15 protein-coding genes are annotated in these 16209 nt (G+C 71.5%); 11 read left to right on the top strand and 4 right to left on the bottom strand.

The genetic code is table 11. The features are described 5' to 3' along the window. Window positions 1–32: 32 nt before the first annotated feature. Genes GA0070624_RS20530 through GA0070624_RS20520 form a run of 3 tightly spaced genes read right to left on the bottom strand, consistent with a single transcriptional unit; the run spans window position 33 to window position 2862 of the window. Complete coding sequence (locus GA0070624_RS20530) at window positions 33–872, bottom strand: carbohydrate ABC transporter permease (RefSeq protein WP_245718899.1); 840 nt, start codon at window positions 870–872, stop codon at window positions 33–35. After that, on the bottom strand, window positions 869–1804 hold the full coding sequence (locus tag GA0070624_RS20525) for a carbohydrate ABC transporter permease (RefSeq protein WP_245718898.1): 936 nt from the start codon (window positions 1802–1804) through the stop codon (window positions 869–871). The genes GA0070624_RS20530 and GA0070624_RS20525 overlap by 4 nt, the downstream gene beginning before the upstream one ends. Beyond that, window positions 1801–2862 carry a LacI family DNA-binding transcriptional regulator gene (locus GA0070624_RS20520; protein WP_245718897.1) on the bottom strand — a complete coding sequence of 354 codons (1062 nt, stop codon included), beginning with the start codon at window positions 2860–2862 and terminating at the stop codon, window positions 1801–1803. The genes GA0070624_RS20525 and GA0070624_RS20520 overlap by 4 nt, the downstream gene beginning before the upstream one ends. A 311-nt stretch (window positions 2863–3173) precedes the next feature. Here GA0070624_RS20520 and GA0070624_RS20515 point away from each other — a divergent pair, with 311 nt between their 5' ends. Both GA0070624_RS20515 and GA0070624_RS20510 read left to right on the top strand, forming a co-directional pair. Continuing rightward, window positions 3174–4307, top strand: a complete 1134-nt coding sequence (locus GA0070624_RS20515; protein WP_091343475.1) for a peptidoglycan recognition protein family protein — start codon at window positions 3174–3176, stop codon at window positions 4305–4307. Window positions 4308–4465: 158 nt separating this feature from the next. Then, a complete protein-coding gene (locus GA0070624_RS20510) occupies window positions 4466–4876 on the top strand; it encodes a VOC family protein (RefSeq protein ID WP_091349172.1) in 411 nt (136 codons plus the stop codon). A gap of 24 nt (window positions 4877–4900) precedes the next feature. Here the strand turns inward: GA0070624_RS20510 and GA0070624_RS20505 are convergent, their stop codons facing one another. Next, a complete protein-coding gene (locus tag GA0070624_RS20505) occupies window positions 4901–5686 on the bottom strand; it encodes a class I SAM-dependent methyltransferase (RefSeq protein WP_176731796.1) in 786 nt (261 codons plus the stop codon). A gap of 220 nt (window positions 5687–5906) precedes the next feature. Between GA0070624_RS20505 and GA0070624_RS20500 the strand changes: the two genes are divergently transcribed. The 9 genes from GA0070624_RS20500 (at window position 5907) to GA0070624_RS20460 (ending at window position 16209) form a co-directional block, all read left to right on the top strand. After that, window positions 5907–7145: a PP2C family protein-serine/threonine phosphatase gene (locus tag GA0070624_RS20500; RefSeq protein ID WP_091343470.1), complete on the top strand. Its 1239-nt coding sequence runs from the start codon at window positions 5907–5909 to the stop codon at window positions 7143–7145. Beyond that, on the top strand, window positions 7142–7888 hold the full coding sequence (locus GA0070624_RS20495; RefSeq protein WP_245718896.1) for an ABC transporter permease: 747 nt from the start codon (window positions 7142–7144) through the stop codon (window positions 7886–7888). Before GA0070624_RS20500 ends, GA0070624_RS20495 begins: the two co-directional genes overlap by 4 nt. 175 nt (window positions 7889–8063) lie before the next feature. Continuing rightward, complete coding sequence (locus tag GA0070624_RS20490; protein ID WP_091343468.1) at window positions 8064–10214, top strand: amylo-alpha-1,6-glucosidase; 2151 nt, start codon at window positions 8064–8066, stop codon at window positions 10212–10214. A 115-nt stretch (window positions 10215–10329) separates the two neighbouring features. After that, a complete protein-coding gene (locus GA0070624_RS20485; protein WP_091343465.1) occupies window positions 10330–11409 on the top strand; it encodes an endonuclease/exonuclease/phosphatase family protein in 1080 nt (359 codons plus the stop codon). A gap of 103 nt (window positions 11410–11512) precedes the next feature. After that, the gene (locus GA0070624_RS20480) at window positions 11513–12037 is read left to right on the top strand and encodes a DUF2231 domain-containing protein (RefSeq protein WP_342672752.1); all 525 of its coding nucleotides are present in this window, start codon (window positions 11513–11515) and stop codon (window positions 12035–12037) included. 98 nt (window positions 12038–12135) lie between these two features. Next, on the top strand, window positions 12136–13323 hold the full coding sequence (dinB, locus tag GA0070624_RS20475) for a DNA polymerase IV (RefSeq protein WP_091349165.1): 1188 nt from the start codon (window positions 12136–12138) through the stop codon (window positions 13321–13323). 33 nt (window positions 13324–13356) lie between these two features. Further along, entirely contained in the window at window positions 13357–13752 is a 396-nt protein-coding gene (locus tag GA0070624_RS20470; RefSeq protein ID WP_091343461.1) for a VOC family protein, read from the top strand. A 42-nt stretch (window positions 13753–13794) separates the two neighbouring features. Continuing rightward, window positions 13795–14604, top strand: coding sequence for a TIGR02452 family protein (locus tag GA0070624_RS20465; protein WP_091343459.1), 810 nt, complete (start codon window positions 13795–13797; stop codon window positions 14602–14604). 30 nt (window positions 14605–14634) lie between these two features. Next, window positions 14635–16209 carry an FMN-binding glutamate synthase family protein gene (locus GA0070624_RS20460; RefSeq protein WP_091343457.1) on the top strand — a complete coding sequence of 525 codons (1575 nt, stop codon included), beginning with the start codon at window positions 14635–14637 and terminating at the stop codon, window positions 16207–16209.

The following is a 16209-nucleotide window of genomic DNA, read 5'->3' as shown; positions in this document are numbered from 1 at the left end:
GTGGGCGAGGCTGACCGGGTTGACGCGCCGGATCAGCCCTTGACCGAGCCGCTCATCAGTCCGGACGTGAGCCGGCGTTGCAGGACGGCGAAGAAGACGAGCCCAGGCAGGGTGGCGAGCAGCGACCCCGCGGCGAGCGGCCCGAGTCGGACCGCGCCCTCCGCGCCGATGAACCTGGCCAACGCGAGCGGCAGCGTGTTCAGCTCCGGGTTCTGCAGGAACACCAGGGCCAGGAAGAACTCGTTCCAGCTGATGATGAAGGTGAACATGCTGGTGGCGACCAGCCCCGGAGCGAGCAGCGGCAGCACCACGGACACGAGCGTGCGCACCTTGCCGGCACCGTCGACGGCGGCGGCCTGCTCCAGTTCGGGCGGGATCGCTCGCACGTACCCCTGGAGCATCCACAGGGTGAAGGGCAACGCCCACACCAGGTAGACGAGCACCAGCCCGACCAGGCTGTTGAGCAGCTGGAACTGCTTCATGATCATGAACAGGGGAATGACGATCAAGATCTGCGGGAAGATCTGGCTGACCAGGATCCAGCCCAGACTCGCCTTCCGCAGCCAGGTGCGGTAGCGGACCAACGCGTACGACGCGGGCAGCGAGATCAGCACGGTCACCAGCGCGGTGGAGATCGCGACGAGCAGGCTGTTCATCCCCGCCCGCACCAGGCTCGACTCCTCCAGCGCCATCGTGAAGTTGGACAGCGTCGGGTGCTTCGGAATCAGGGTCGGGTGCAACGAGACGATCTCCTGGGGCGTCTTGAAGGCGGTGGAGACCATCCAGACCAACGGGAATGCCAGGAAGACCAGGAAGCCGGCGAGCGCGGCGTACTGGAGCAACCGGATGAACGGATGAGTCCGCGTGTTCACTCCGCCTCCCTCATCCGAGTCCAGAGGTAGAAGGCCATCAGCCCGATGATGAGCACGACCATCGCGTTGCCCATCGCGGCGGCGTAGCCGAAGTTTCCGTATTTGAAGCCCTCGTTGTATGCGAAGAGCATCGGCAGCATCGTCTTTCCGCCGGGTCCGCCCTCGGTGAGGACGTACACCAGGCCGAAGGAGTTGAAGTTCCAGACGAAGTCCAGGGACGTGATGGCCACGATCACCGGGCGCAACTGCGGCAACGTGACATGCCAGAAGCGCTGCCAGGCGGTGGCGCCGTCGACCGCTCCCGCTTCGTGCAGCTCGCCCGGGACGCCTTGCAGCCCGGCCAGCAGGGTCACCGTGGTCTGCGGCATGCCGGCCCACACGCCGACCGCGATGACGGCGGGCAGCGCGAACGTGAAGTCGGCCAGCCAGTTGATGTTCTCGTCGATCAGGTGCAGCCGGGTCAGCACGTCATTGAGCAGGCCGGCGTCCGGGTGGTAGACCAGTCGCCACATGATCGCGACGATCACACTCGGCATGGCCCAGGGCACCAGCGCCAGGGTCCGGACCAGCCACCGCATCCGCAGGCGCTGGTTGAGCAGCAACGCCAGACCCAGCGCAAGCAGAAACTGGATGGCCGTGACGCCGAAAGCCCAGACAAGTCCGATCTTGAATGATTCCCAGAACCTCGAGTTGTCCAGCAGCCGGACGTAGTTGTCGAACCCGGTGAAGTGGGTGGTCCGGTTCAGGCCGGCACGGGAATCGGTGAAGCCGAGGTAGATTCCGTTCAGGAGCGGGTAGACGCTGAAGATCAGCACCGGGATCAGGGCCGGCACGAGGAGCAGATAGGCCTCGCGGCGCTGACGCCGGCGCTGCCTGCTCCCGCGGGACCGCCGTTCGTTCGAGGTCTCGGGCCGCACCATCGTGCTGGTCACGCCCATTGCTTCGCCCTCCCATCCGGTGTCGGGGAAGAGTCCCTGACGACAAGGTGCGGCGCGACGGTGATGCGCCGAGGCGGCAGGGACGGGTCGTTGATCCGCTCCAGAAGTAGCTGCGCAGCGATGCGGCCGCGTTCCGCCGCATCGAGAGAGACGCTCGACATGCTCGGCAGCACCATGCTTGCCAGCTCGGTGTCGTCCATGCCGACCAGGGCCACGTCACCGGGCACCCGGTGGCCGGCGACGAGCAAGGCGTGCAACGCACCGACCGCGATGAGGTCGTTGGCGCAGACCAGCGCATCCGGGCGAGAGCGGGCGAGCAACCGCTCCGTCGCGGTGCGGCCGGCGGCGTACTGGAAGTCACCGACCTCGACCAGCCGCTCGTCGAGATCGATGCCGTGCCGGGCCAGGGCGGCGCGGAAACCGGCGTCGCGGGCGGCGCCGGGAACGGTGTCGAGTGGGCCGTTGACGAAGCCGATCCGACGCCGGCCGGCCGCGATGAGGTGGTCGACGGCGAGGGCGACGCCGGCCCGGGAGTCGGTACGGACGTTGTCCACCGGTGTGTCGGCTGGGAGCTGGCCGATCACGACGACCGGTACCGGGCTGTCGGCCAGCGCGGCGAGGTGTTCCTCGGTGATCCGGATCGGCGAGAGGATCAACCCGTCGACGTAGCGGTGCGCGAGGCGACGCAGCAGTGCGGTCTCGTTGTCGATCTGGCCCCCGGTCGCGTGCACCAGCAACTGCCGGCCCGAGGAGGCGACGACCGCCTCGATCGCCCGCATCATCGCCACGTAGACCGGGTTGCCGATGTCCTCGACCGCGAGCGCGATCTGTCCGGTGCGTTGGGACTGGAGGGAGCGGGCGATGGCGTTCGGGACGTACCCGACCTCCGCGGCGGCTGCGCGCACCTTGCGGATGGTCTCCGGGCTGCCGCCAACGCCGTTGAGGACCCGGGACGCGGAGGCGATGGAGACGCCGGCGCGGGCGGCGACGGTGTGCACGGTAGGCCGACCGTCGACCGAATCTTGTAAACGTTTACGACCCACGCTCGGCACCTCCCGCTCGATTTCCTGTAAACGTTTCCGGGAGTCTGCGCCCGATTCGAGGGTCAGGTCAAGGGCTCGTTACGAAAACGTTTCCAAAGGCGCTGACCTGGGCTCTCGGAGAGGGGCGCGGGAAAGCGAGGCCGGTGGATGCGGGTGAAGGGTCCACATCGATCTCATTCAGCCTCTAGCGCCGCGGCCGACCGTGGCAATATCCTCCACCTCACGCGAGGCTCTTGGAGTTCCTTTTCATCACCGGGTGGGCCGCCGTCCACCCCCGCGCGCAGCCCCGGGCCGCCCTGACCGGCCACAGAGGAGATGTCATGCACTTCGATCACCCCGAGCTGGACCGTCGTACCCTGCTGCGGGCCGGTCTCGGCGCCGCCGCGGTCGCGGTCGTCGGGAGCGAACTCGCCTTCCCGGCCGCCGCGCAGGCCGCGCCGGGCGCGGACCTCGACTGGATCATCAGCTGCGACGAGTGGGGAGCCCGCCCGCCGGCGGACCCGCTGTCGATCAGCGCGATCGCGACCAACAAGATCATCGTGCACCACATGGCGTTCCCGAACAGCACGGACTACTCCGAGGAGCACGCCAAGCAGCTCGCCCGCGACTGCCAGAATCTGCACCTGGACGTCAACCACTGGTCGGACACCGGGCAGCACTTCACCGTCAGCCGCGGCGGCTACGTCCTCGAGGGCCGGCACGGCAGCCTGGAACGGCTTCAGGCCGGCGACCGGCAGATGATCTCGGCGCACTGCCCCGGCGAGAACGGCCGGGCCATCGGCATCGAGAACGAGGGCACCTACGTCACCGAGACCCCGCCGCAGCAGCTGCTCGACGCGCTGGTCAAGCTCTGCACCACCGTCTGCGAGCAGTACGGCCTGCACGCCCACGACATCTTCGGCCACTGGGACTTCCGGGCCACCCTGTGCCCGGGCGCGATGTTCTACCGCGAGTTCCCCGCCCTGCGCCGGCGGGTCTTCGCCAAGCTCGGCACCGACCTGGCCGACGTGCCGGCCCGCCGCTGGCCGGACATCTGGCGCTTCGTCGGCGGCCCGGTCGTCCGCGTCGCGCAGTACCTGCTCACCTTCCGCGGCTACACCGTGCCGGTCACCGGCGTCTTCGACGCGGCCACCGTGGCGGCCGTGCAGGACTGGCAGGCGCGCAACAACATCCCGGTCGACATCGACGCCACGCTCACCGCGCCAACCTGGGAGACCCTCGCGCCCGAGCTGGACAAGGAGGCCACCGGCATCCCGGTCAGCGCCGTGCAGTTCATGCTCAACTCCAAGGGGTACGCCGACGTCGCCATCACCGGCGAGTACGACTACGAGACCAAGAAGGCCCTCAAGGACCTCCAGAAACTGCACGGGCTCGACCCGAACGGCATCGTCAGCACCACCACCTGGTGCGCGCTGGTGGGCGGTGTGGTGCGCCAGTCGTTCCAGGTGGACTGACCGGGGACCCCGGGGGACCGCGGTGGAGGTGGCAACGACGCCACCTCCACCGCACCGGCCGGTACGCCGCCGCCCGACCCGGTCGCGATCCGCGAGTCTCGTTGTCCACCCTCCCCCGGTCTGCCACGATGACCGTGGTCACGACCGAGGAGGATGCTGTGACGTCTCGTCTCAACCCGTACCTCAGCTTCGAGGACGACGCCCGGCAGGCGATGGAGTTCTACCAGCGGGTGTTCGGCGGCACCTTGACCTTGAACACCTTCGGCGAGTTCGGTAACCCGGATCCCGCCCTGGCCGACCGGGTCATGCACGCGATGCTCGAGACCGACCGTGGGTTCACGCTGATGGCCTCCGACACCCCGCCCGGGATGGAGCGCACCGTCGGAAACAACATCGCGATCAGCCTGAGCGGGGACGACGCCGACGAGCTGCGGGGTTACTGGGAGAAGCTGTCCGGCGGCGGCACGGTGCAGATGCCCCTGGAGAAGCAGATGTGGGGCGACGAGTTCGGCATGTGCGTCGACCGGTTCGGCATCAACTGGATGGTCAACATCAGCCAGCCGTCCTGATCCCTAATCCGCGACGCACGGGCCCTAGTGATATCGCGAGGCCACCCACCTGTCGTCCAGGCGGATGGCCTCACCGTCGTGCCGTAGCCAGGGATGCAGGGCCTGCGGCAGCTCCGGTTTCCGGACGAGCGCCGCGAAATTGTTGCTCTGTTTCGGAGCGCAGACCTCGACCAGCTTCAGGGCCGGTCGGGCGAGCTGGATCAGGTGGTAGAGGGTCTTGTTCCGGCGGCGCCGGAGCTGGGTCCAGGGCACCCGCATCCGGTGGACGAAGCGGATCTGGTGCCGGGCGTACGGCGCGTTGCAGTTGATCGTCTTGATGATCTCCTGCTCTGTGAAGCGGTAGACGTAGTTGGGTATGTCGCTGTTGCCGACGCCGCCGTGGTGGCAGTCGTTGCAGAAGACGCCGGCGTGCTCGTACTCCTGGCCGAGGTTGAGTCGCACCCCGAGGCGCGTCATCAGGTTGTCGTACGGTTCGAACAGCAGCAGGCCCCGGCGTGCGACGCGGTACATCTCCAGCAGCGCCCGATGCGGGGAATGGCAGTGGTGCAGCCCGGAATGCACCAGGCAGAAGTCGAACGACTCGTCCTCGAACGTCAGCCGCTCGGCGTCCTGGTAGCACCACTCGTACGGCGGAAACTCCGCTCTCTCCGGGCGGGAGTCGATGTTGGAGATGACCACGTCCCGGAACCCGTACCGGGCCAGCACGGCTCGGTCGATCTCCCCGCCGCAGACCACCAGGACCGCCATCCGGGTGTCCAGGACCCGGTTGCGGAGGAGCTGGCCGACCACCTCACCGTAGAAGTCCTGCATCCCGTTCCATGCCCTTCGCGGATCGGTCCGCGCCGTCCCGCCCCACCATGGCACGACCGAGGCGGATTCGCCGGGGATCCGCCGGCCGGCCACCCCGCCGGGTGTCCGCCGCATTCGGCAGTGCACGGGAACGTCCGGCCGGCCGGGCGGGGTACGCCGACGCCACCGCCGACGCGACGGCACCGCTTGAGCAGGGCGGCAACGGGACTAAGATCCGGGCGTGGTCAACGCGGAGGGCATCAAGGACGACGAGCGGTTGCGCCGCATCGAGGCGGTCACCGACGCCACCCTGTCCCGGCTCGATGTCGCCGACCTCTTCGACGAGCTGCTGGACCGGGTCCGAGATCTGCTGCACGTCGACACCGCCGCAATCCTCCTGATGGACGTGCATGCCCGACAGCTCGTGGCCACCGCGGCGAGGGGGCTCGAGGAGGAGGTCCGGCAGGGGTTCCGAGTCTCCGTCGGCCGGGGATTCGCCGGCCGGATCGCCCTGGCCCGCCGCCCGATCATCATCGAGCACGTCAGCCCCACCGAGGTGGTCAACCCGGTCCTGCTGCAGACCGGCGTCCGGTCCCTGCTCGGCGTGCCGATCTTCGCCCGTGGTGACCTGATCGGCGTCCTGCACGTCGGCACGCTCACCCCCCGCCGGTTCACCGCGGACGACGTCCGCCTGCTGGAGCTCGTCGCCGATCGGGCCAGCCTGGCCAGCCTGGCCCGGGCGAACAGCCTGGACCAGACGGCGGCCATGACCCTGCAGCGCAGCCTGCTCCCGCCCAAGCTGCCCGAGGTGCCGGGACTGGAGATGGCCGCCCGCTACGTACCGGGCCACGTCACCGGGGTCGGCGGGGACTGGTACGACGTGTTCACCCTGCCCTCGGGCCGGACCGGCGTGGTCATCGGCGACGTGTCGGGCCACGGGCTGCGGTCCGCGGTGGTGATGGGACGCGTCCGCAGCGCGCTACGCGCCTACACCCTGGTCTCCGACGACCCGGCGCAGGCGTTGACCCTCCTGGACCGCAAGGTCGCCCACTTCGAGGCGGGGAGCCTGACCACCGCGCTGTACGCCGTGATCTCTCCCGATGATGGGACGATCCAGGTCTCCGTGGCCGGTCACCCGCGACCTGTCCTCGCCGTGCCCGGCCGGCCGGGGGCCCTGATCGAGGCGTACATCGATCCCCCGCTCGGCACCGGCCGTCGGCAGCCGGCGCGCCGCACCGCGATGGTGGACTTCCCGGCCGGCGCGGTCCTGGTCTGCTACACCGACGGCCTCGTCGAACGCCGCGGCGAGCTCATCGACGCCGGCATCGAGCGCCTCATCGCCGCCGTCGCGCCGGCCCCCGCCGAAGAGGTCTGCGCGACCGTCATGGCGACCCTCGACGCCGAGCACCCGACCGACGACATCGCTCTGCTGGCCATCCGCCACACCGCGAGCGCCGCGGTGCGCGAGCCGGTTGCTTGAACACCACCACGGTCCCGATCGGCCCAGCGCTGGTCGCCGCCCTGCTCGGGCTGACCGTGGCGGCCGCCGTCGTCCTGCGGCTGACCGGTCTCGGCCGGGCGCGGGCGATCCTGACGGCGGCCGCACGGGCAACCATCCAGCTCGCCGCGGTCTCGCTGGTCATCGTCGCCGTCCTGCGGGCCTGGTGGAGCACGCTGGCGTTCGTACTGATCATGTACGCGGTGGCGACGGTCACCGCCCGGCGGCGCATCGGCGCACCCTGCCCGACCTGGATCACCTCGGCGGCGATCGCGCTCGGCGTCGCGCCGAGCCTGGCCGTACTCCTGGCCAGCCGGGCGCTGCCCGCGACCCAGGTGGTGGTGCTGCCGACGGCGGGAATCCTCATCGGCGGCGCGATGACCGCGACCAGCCTGGCCGGCCGGCGGACGCTCGACGAGCTGCGCACCCGGCACGGCGAGTACGAGGCCGGGCTGGCGCTCGGGCTGCTTCCCCGCGACGCCGCGCTGGAGATCTGCCGGCCGGCCGCCGGGCAGGCCCTGATCCCGGCGCTGGATCAGACCCGCACAGTCGGGCTGGTCACCCTGCCCGGGGCGTTCGTCGGGGTACTGCTCGGCGGGGCCGGCCCGATCCAGGCCGGAGCCACCCAGCTGCTCATCCTGCTCACCCTGCTGGCGGTCGAGGCCGTGGCCATCGCGCTGACCGTCGAGCTGATCGTCCGCTCGGGAGCGACAACCGCCGGGTGAGCGGGGCAGCCGCGGGTGTACCGGCCGCACGAAGGGGTAACAGCGTGCGGCCGGTGCCCACGACCGGCGCGCCGTGCACCGACGTCACTGCGGAGGAGGTGCCGCTGGTGGATCCGCCCGGCGCTGCACCCCGCCTCGTCCCAGGCCGGGGCACCTCGGGCCGGTCCCGCGGCCGATGACCCGGGTCCGCGCCCTGCGCGTGCGCCCCGACCTGCTCTACGTGGCCAGCGGGTGGAGCACGCTGGTCACCGACGTGCGCGGGCGGATCAGCGGAACCGATCCGCAGGGCTTCTTCGCCCGCAACACCCGGGTGCTCTGCGCCGAGCGGGTCACCGTCGACGGCCGCGAGCCGGTCAACTTCAGCACTGCAAACGTGCAGGGGCACGCCCAGCTGTCGTACGCGGAACTCGGCGACGGTGAATCGCTGCCCTCCCGGGCGGCCTACCTGCTCACCGAGCGGTTCGTCGGCGCCGGGCTGCGCACCCGGCTGACCATCGTCAGCTACGCCGCGCGGGCGCTGGAGCTGCGGCTGCGGATCGAGCTCGCCGCCGACTTCGCGGACACCAAAGAAGCGGAGACGGGCCGGCGGGTGCAGGTCGGCGACGTCGGAACGAGCTGGGCTCCCGGTGACCGGGAACTGCGCCTGACCTATCTGCGGCCGGACCTCGACCGGGCGGTGGCGATCCGCGTGCAGGCCGGCACCCCGGTCCGGTACGGCGACGGCGCCCTCACGCTCGACCTGACGGTGCCGCCCCGGGAGTCCCGCCGGGTGGAACTCACCGTCGAGCCGATCTTCGACGGGGAGCGCCTCGCCGCCCCGCCGGCGACCTTCGGCGAGCCCGCGGACAGCGCCGCCCGCGCCCGCGCTTGGCTCACCCGCGAACTCACCCGGCTGCGCAGCGCCAACGTCGACGTCGCGGCGGCGTGGCGCTGCGCCATCGACGACCTGGCGGAGCTGCCGCTCGGCGAGCCTGCCGGGCCGGCCGCGCCGATGGCCGGGCTGCCGATCTACCAGGAGATCTTCGGCCGCGACACGATGACGGCCTCCTGGCAGGCCCTGCTCGCCGGGCCGACCATGCTGGCCGACAGCCTCCGGCTCAACGCCCGCCACCTCGGCCGGCGGATCGACGACCGGCACGACGAGGAACCGGGCAAGCCGCTGCACGAGGCCCGGCTCGGTCCGGTCTCCGTGCTCGGGCTCGACCCGTTCGCGCACTACCACGGCGACTGGTCCACCGCGCCGGACTTCCTGGTCTTCCTCGGCCAGTACTTCGCCTGGACCGGCGACCTGGCCGTGGTGCGGGAGTTGCTGCCGACGGCGCGCCGCGCCCTGGACTGGATCGACCGGTTCGGCGACCTGGATCGGGACGGCTTCCTGGAGTACCACCGCCGCTCCCGGGGCGGGCTGAAGAACCAGGGCTGGAAGGACTCGGACACCGCCATTGTCGACGAGCACGGGCGGGTGGTGCCGAACCCGATCGCGACCAGCGAGCTCCAGGCGTACTGGTACGCGGCGCTGCGGCACGCCGCGGTGGTGTTCGCCGCGAGCGGGCACCCCGCCCTCGGCGCCACCCTGCTGGGCCGGGCCAGCCGGCTGCGCCGGCGCTTCCACCGGGCGTACTGGATGCCCGACCAGGGCTGCCACGCGATGGCGCTGGACCGGGGCAAGCGGCAGGTGCGGTCCGTGAACTCGAACGACGGCCACCTGCTCACCACCGGCATCGTGCCGGCCCGGATCGCCCCGGTGGTGGCCCGCCGGCTGTTCGCGCCGGACATGTTCAGCGGCTGGGGGGTACGGACGCTCTCCTCGGCACACCCGGCGTACAACCCGTTCAGCTACCACCGGGGCAGCGTCTGGCCGGTCGAGGCCGGGACCATCGGCCTCGGCCTGGCCCGGTACGGCTGCTGGGCGCAGCTGCACCGGCTGGCCGAGGGGCTGTTCGCGGCGGCGGCGCTGTTCGAGGACCACCGGCTGCCCGAGGTGCTCAGCGGCCTGCCCCGCGACGGCGACCATCCGCACCCCGGCATCTACCCGAACTCGTGCTCTCCGCAGGCCTGGTCCGCCAGCTCGGTCATCGCGGTGATCCAGGCCCTGCTCGCGCTCCGCCCGGCCGCGACGCTGCGGACGATCTTCGTGGACCCGCACCTGCCCGAGTGGCTGCCCGAGCTCACGCTGGAGGGCGTACAGGTCGGTGGGCTCACCGTCGACCTCACCGCCCGGCGCCACCGCACGGGGCGGACGTCGATCCGGGTACGCGGAGACCGGATCGCGGTGATCCGCCGGCCCACGGTGCAGGCGATGGCCACCCGCCGCCACCGCTCCTGACCGCACCTGCCCAGCGGATCGATACCGCCCGAACGGCGGTGTCCATGATGGTCTCAGCGGCGTTACCGTACGCAGGCTTCGCATCGACGCGGACACCGCCGGAGAGGATCAGGGCATGGATGGCAGAGCACGCCTGCACCGACTGACCCGACTGGTCACCGCCGCCGCACTCGCGGTGGCCAGCCTGGGGCTGCTCGCCCCACCGGCCGAGGCCGAGGCGGGCCCCAAGGTGAGCGTGCTGACCCGCAACCTCTACCTGGGCGGCGACCTCACCCCGTCGATCAACGCACCGACCCTGCCGGCGTTCCTGGCCGCGAACGCCGGCCTGCTCAGCCACGTGGACCTGGTCGACTTTCCGGCGCGGGCGAAGCTGATCGCGCAGGAGATCCGCGATCACGAGCCCGACCTGGTCGGTCTGCAGGAGGTGGCGCTGTGGCGCACCGGCCCGATCGGCAACCCCGCGCCGGCCACCTCAGTCCGCTACGACTACCTGGCGTTGCTGATGGGCGAACTGGCCGCCGCCGGTCACCCGTACGACGTGGCGGTGGTGCAGGACGAGGCGGACCTGGAGGCGCCGGCGGGGGCCCCGCACAACCTGGACGTCCGGCTCACCATGCGCGACGTGATCCTGGTCCGCCACGGTGACCGGGTGAAGGTGACCGACAGGTCGTCGGGGAACTTCACCCACAACCTGGTCCTGCCGCTCGCCGCCACCGGCGGGAGCGCGACGAGCACTCGCGGCTGGACCGCGGTGGACGCGGTGCTGGGCACGCGCAGCTTCCGGTTCGTCAACACCCACCTGGAGGCCTTCCACGCCGGTATCCGGGTGCAACAGGCACAGGAACTGCTGCAGGGCCCACTGGCGGCACCGGGCCGGGTGATCCTCGTCGGTGATCTCAACACCGGGCCGGAGCTGCCCGTGCCGGACAACCGGCTCGCCTACTTCACGCTGGTGGCCGGCGGCATGGTCGACACCTGGCCGATCCTGCACCCCGGCGAGCCGGGATACACGGCGGGGCTGGGCGATGACCTCGTCGAACCGGCCGACGACGTCGAGCACCGGATCGACATGGTCATGTTCCGGGGTGCGGTCGTACCGGTGAACAGTGAGGTCTTCGGCACCGAGCGGCAGACCGCCGACGGGCGCTGGGCGTCGGACCACCTGGGCCACGTCGCGGAGCTCGCCCTGCCGTGACCGAGGCCGACAGCAGACACCGCGGGGGCTACGCCTCCGGCACCCCGTCTGGACGCCCGAGGTGTAGCCCCGCCCGGATGGGGAAATTCGCGCCCGCCTGGGGATGACAGGAGGGCTTGCCATGGAAAGTCGCGCTAGGGCGATGGGTCACGGGATCCATCCCATCCTGATCGTGTTCCCCCTGGGACTACTCGCCACCTCGGTCATCTTCGACATCCTGTACCTGATCACCGATCGGCCCGGCTTCCAGATCTCCGCCGCGTACACGATCGGGGCCGGCATCATCGGCGGCCTCGTCGCCGCGGTGTTCGGGCTGATCGACTGGTCCGCCATCCCCGCCCGTACCCGCGCCAAGCGGATCGGCGCGAGGCACGGCGTCGGCAACGTTGTCGTGCTGGTGCTGTTCGCGGTGAGCTGGCTGCAGCGGCGGTCCGCCGTCAACTGGGAGCCGAACGCCCTGGCCCTGACCGGCAGCTTCGCCGGCATCATCCTGGCCGGGTTCACCGCATGGCTCGGCGGCGAACTGGTCGAACGGCTCGGCGTCAGCGTGAGCGACAACGCGGGCGTCAACGCGCCGAGTTCCCTGTCGCGCCGGGAGGCCGCTCGGCCCCGCGCCCGGGGCGCCTGAGGCCGCCGACGACGTACCGCGTCCGGGCGCTGTCGGCTTCCGTCGCCCGTCCGGGCAGGTGAGGGCATTGTTTCGCACAACTGTGCGAACATGTGTTCGTGTCAAGCGACGCCACGATCCTGCACGCCGACTTGGACGCGTTCTACGCGTCGGTCGAGCAGCGCGACGATCCCCGGCTGCGCGGCCGGCCGGTGATCGTCGGCGGCGGCGTGGTGCTGGCGGCCAGCTACGAGGCGAAGGCGCGGGGCGTACGCAGCGCGATGGGCGGCCGGCAGGCCCGCCGGCTCTGCCCCGAGGCGATCGTGGTGCCGCCGCGGATGGCCGCGTACACGGCGGCGAGCCGGGCGGTGTTCGAGATATTCCGGCGGACCACGCCCCTGGTCGAGGGACTCTCCATCGACGAGGCGTTCCTCGACGTGGGCGGGCTGCGCCGGCTGGTCGGGCCACCGGCCGACATCGCCGTAGGGCTGCGCCGCGAGGTGCGGGAGCGAATCGGTCTGCCGATCACCGTGGGCGTGGCCCGGACGAAGTTCCTGGCGAAGGTGGCCAGCGGCGTCGCCAAGCCGGACGGCCTGCTGGTCGTTGCGCCCGATCGGGAGCTGGAGTTCCTGCACCCGCTGCCGGTGGAACGGCTGTGGGGCGTCGGGCCGGTCACCGCCGCCAAGCTGCGCGAGCGGGGGATCCGGAGCGTCGGACAGGTGGCCCGGCTCGGCGAGGCGACCCTGGTGTCGCTGCTCGGCCCGGGCGCCGGCCGGCACCTGCACGCCCTGGCGCACAACCGCGACCCCCGCCGGGTGCAGGTCGGCCGCCGGCGCTCCTCGATGGGCGCGCAGCACGCCCTTGGCCGGGAGCCGCACTCCCCCGACGACCTCGACGCCATCCTGGCCGGGCTGGTCGACCGGGTGACCCGGCGGATGCGCTCCGCCGCGCGGACCGGCCGCACGGTGATGCTGCGGCTGCGCTTCGCCGACTACACCCGGGCGACCCGGTCGCACACCCTGGTCAAGGCGACCGCGCAGACCCGGCCCCTGCTCGACGCGGCCCGGGCGCTGCTGCGTACGGCGCTGCCGGAGATCGAGGCACGGGGGGTCACGCTGATCGGCGTGTCGGTGGGTAACCTCGACGGCGGGCACGTCCAGCCGCCGCTGCCGTTCGACCGCGATCCCGGCGCGGACCTGGACGCCGCGGTGGACGCGGTCCGGGACCGGTTCGGGTCGCAGGCGCTGACCCGGGCCGTGCTGCTCGGCCGGGATCCCGGCCTGGAGATGCCCCGCCTGCCGGACTGACCAATCCGGCGGCGGGCGCTGTAGGGTCCGTGGATGTCGATGTTCCGGACTCCGCAGGTCATCCTGTTCAGCGAGGACGTCCCCCGGGCCGCCGCCTTCTACGCCGGCCTCGGCTTCTCCGAGACCTTCCGGGTGCCCGCCGAGGGCGAGCCGATCCACGTCGACCTCGCCCTCGACGGCTACCAGATCGGCATCGCCTCGGTCGCCTCCACCCGGGACGACCACGGCCTCGATCCCGTGCCGCACGGCCAGCGCGCGGCGGTCATCCTCTGGACCGACGACACCGCCGCCGCGTACGCGAAGCTCACCGCCGACGGCGCGCCCGCCCTGGCGCCGCCGCACGAGTGGCTCGGCCGGCTGCTGATCGCCTGGACCGCCGACCCGGACGGCAACCTTATCCAGCTCGTCCAGCACCTGCCCGCCGGATAACCGCTCGCCACGGCGGACGCCGCTGCCGGACAATCGCCCATCATGAGTTCCCGACTCCAGGCCCTCGCCCGCGACACCCTGGACATCCTGGACGCCGGCCACTACCGGAACGCGCACGGTGAGCGGGTCGACCTTGCGGAGCAGGTACGCGGCGCGGTCGCCGGCACCCGCCTCCATCTGCCCGACGATCCATTGCCGACTCCCCCGCGCGGCACCGGCACGCCGACGGTGGAGGTGACCGGGGAGAGCACCCTGGTGGCCGCCCGCCGGCTCGCCGAGGGCGGCGATGTCGCCGCGCTGGTCTTCGCCTCCGCGAAGAGCCCGGGCGGTGGTTTCCAGACCGGGGCGCAGGCCCAGGAGGAAAGCATCGCCCGCGCCTCCGCCCTCTATCCCTGCCTCACCGCCGTCGGTGAGTTCTACGACTTCCACCGCAAGCAGGGCGACCTGCTCTACAGCGACCGGGCCATCCACTCCCCACGGGTGCCGGTGTTCCGGGACGACAAGGGCCGGCTGCTCGACGCCGCCCACGAGGTGTCGTTCCTGACCGCAGCCGCGCCCAACCGGGGCGCGATGCTGCACAACCAACCCGCCCACGTCGACCGGGTGGCGCCGGTGCTGCGTGCCCGGGCACGCCGGGTGCTCGACGTCGCCGCCGCGCACGGCCACCGGCGGTTGGTGCTCGGTGCGTGGGGCTGCGGCGTGTTCCGCAACGACCCGACCACTGTGGCCGCCGCGTTCGTCCTCGCTCTGGCCGACACCGGCGGCTGGTTCGACCAGGTGACCTTCGCGGTGCTGGATCGTGCCGACGGACCGGTGTACGCGGCGTTCGCCGCCCGCTTCGGCGGAGTTTGACCGACGACGCCGCCGGGGAGAGTGGCGGGCATGAAGTGGGCCAGTCGAGCCGTACCCGTCGTCTCCGCCGCCGTCGCGGCCCTCGCCGCACGTGATCTGCTGCAGCGCGACCACGCGCTGCTGCGCAACTTCCCGGTCATCGGCCGGGCGCGCTACCTGCTCGAGGCGATCGGGCCGGAGCTGCGGCAGTACATCGTGGCCGGCAACAACGAGGAGCGGCCGTTCACCCGGGACCAGCGGCGCTGGATCTACGCCTCGGCGAAGAAGGAGAACAACTACTTCGGCTTCGGCACGGACAACGACATCGAGTACACGCCCGGGTATCCGATCATCAAGCACCGGACGTTCGGCCGGGCCGTACCGCCGTCGTCGCCGACCGCCGGGCACGACGTGGAGCTGCCCTGCGCCAAGGTGCTCGGCGGCGCCCGGGGGCGGGCCCGTGCGTTCCGGCCCGCCTCGGTGGTCAACATTTCCGGGATGAGCTTCGGCTCGCTGTCCGGCCGGGCGGTGGAGGCGCTCAACCGGGGCGCCGCGCTGACCGGCTGCCTGCAGAACACCGGCGAGGGCGGGCTGTCGCCGTACCACCGCAACGGCGGTGAGTTGGTGTTCCAGATCGGCACGGCGTACTTCGGGTGCCGGGACGACCGCGGGCGGTTCAGCCTGGACCGGCTCAAGGACCTGGTGGCCGGCGCGCCCGTCCGGGCGCTGGAGGTGAAGCTCAGCCAGGGCGCGAAGCCCAGCCTCGGCGGGCTGCTGCCCGGGGCGAAGGTATCGGCGGAGATCGCCGCGACCCGGGGCGTCCCGCAGGGTCAGGACTGCGTCAGCCCCTCCCGGCACGCCGAGTTCTCCGACTGCGACAGCCTGCTCGACTGGGTGGAGCTGCTCGCCGCCGAGACCGGGCTGCCGGTCGGCATCAAGTCCGCCGTCGGCGACCTGGGCTTCTGGGACGAGCTGACCACGCTGATGCGGGACACCGGGCGGGGGGTCGACTTCGTGAACGTCGACGGCGGTGAGGGTGGCACCGGCGCCGCGCCGCTGATCTTCACCGACTCGGTGTCGCTGCCGTTCCAGCAAGGCTTCTCCCGGGTCTACCAGACCTTCGCGGAGAGGGACCTGCACGAGCGGACGGTCTTCATCGGCGCCGGCAAGCTGGGGCTGCCGGACAACGCGATCGTCGCGTTCGCGCTCGGCTGCGACATGGTCAATGTCGGCCGGGAGGCGATGTTGGCCATCGGCTGCATCCAGGCGCAGAAGTGCCACACCGACACCTGCCCGACCGGCGTCGCCACCCAGAACCCCTGGCTGGTCCGGGGCCTCGACCCGAGCCTGAAGTCCGTGCGGGCGGCCAACTACATCCGTACGCTTCGGCGGGACCTGATCAAGGTCGCGGAGGCCTGCGGCGTCGAACATCCCGGACTGATCGACACCGACGCGGTGGAGATCCTCGACGGCCGCACGGCCTCCACCCCACTGCGCGAGGTGTACGGCTACCGGCCCGGCTGGGGCCTGCCGTCCGCGGCCGATCGGGCGGAGCTCGTCCGGCTGATGACCGCCGAGGCGCCGCAGGGCGGCAGCGCGCCGCCTTCGCCGACCGCGGTCGGTTGA

It is taken from the genome of Micromonospora rhizosphaerae, assembly GCF_900091465.1.
GTDB lineage: Bacteria > Actinomycetota > Actinomycetes > Mycobacteriales > Micromonosporaceae > Micromonospora > Micromonospora rhizosphaerae.
The sequence above is the reverse complement of the archived record's forward strand: the minus strand, read 5'-3'. Positions and strand labels throughout refer to the sequence as shown.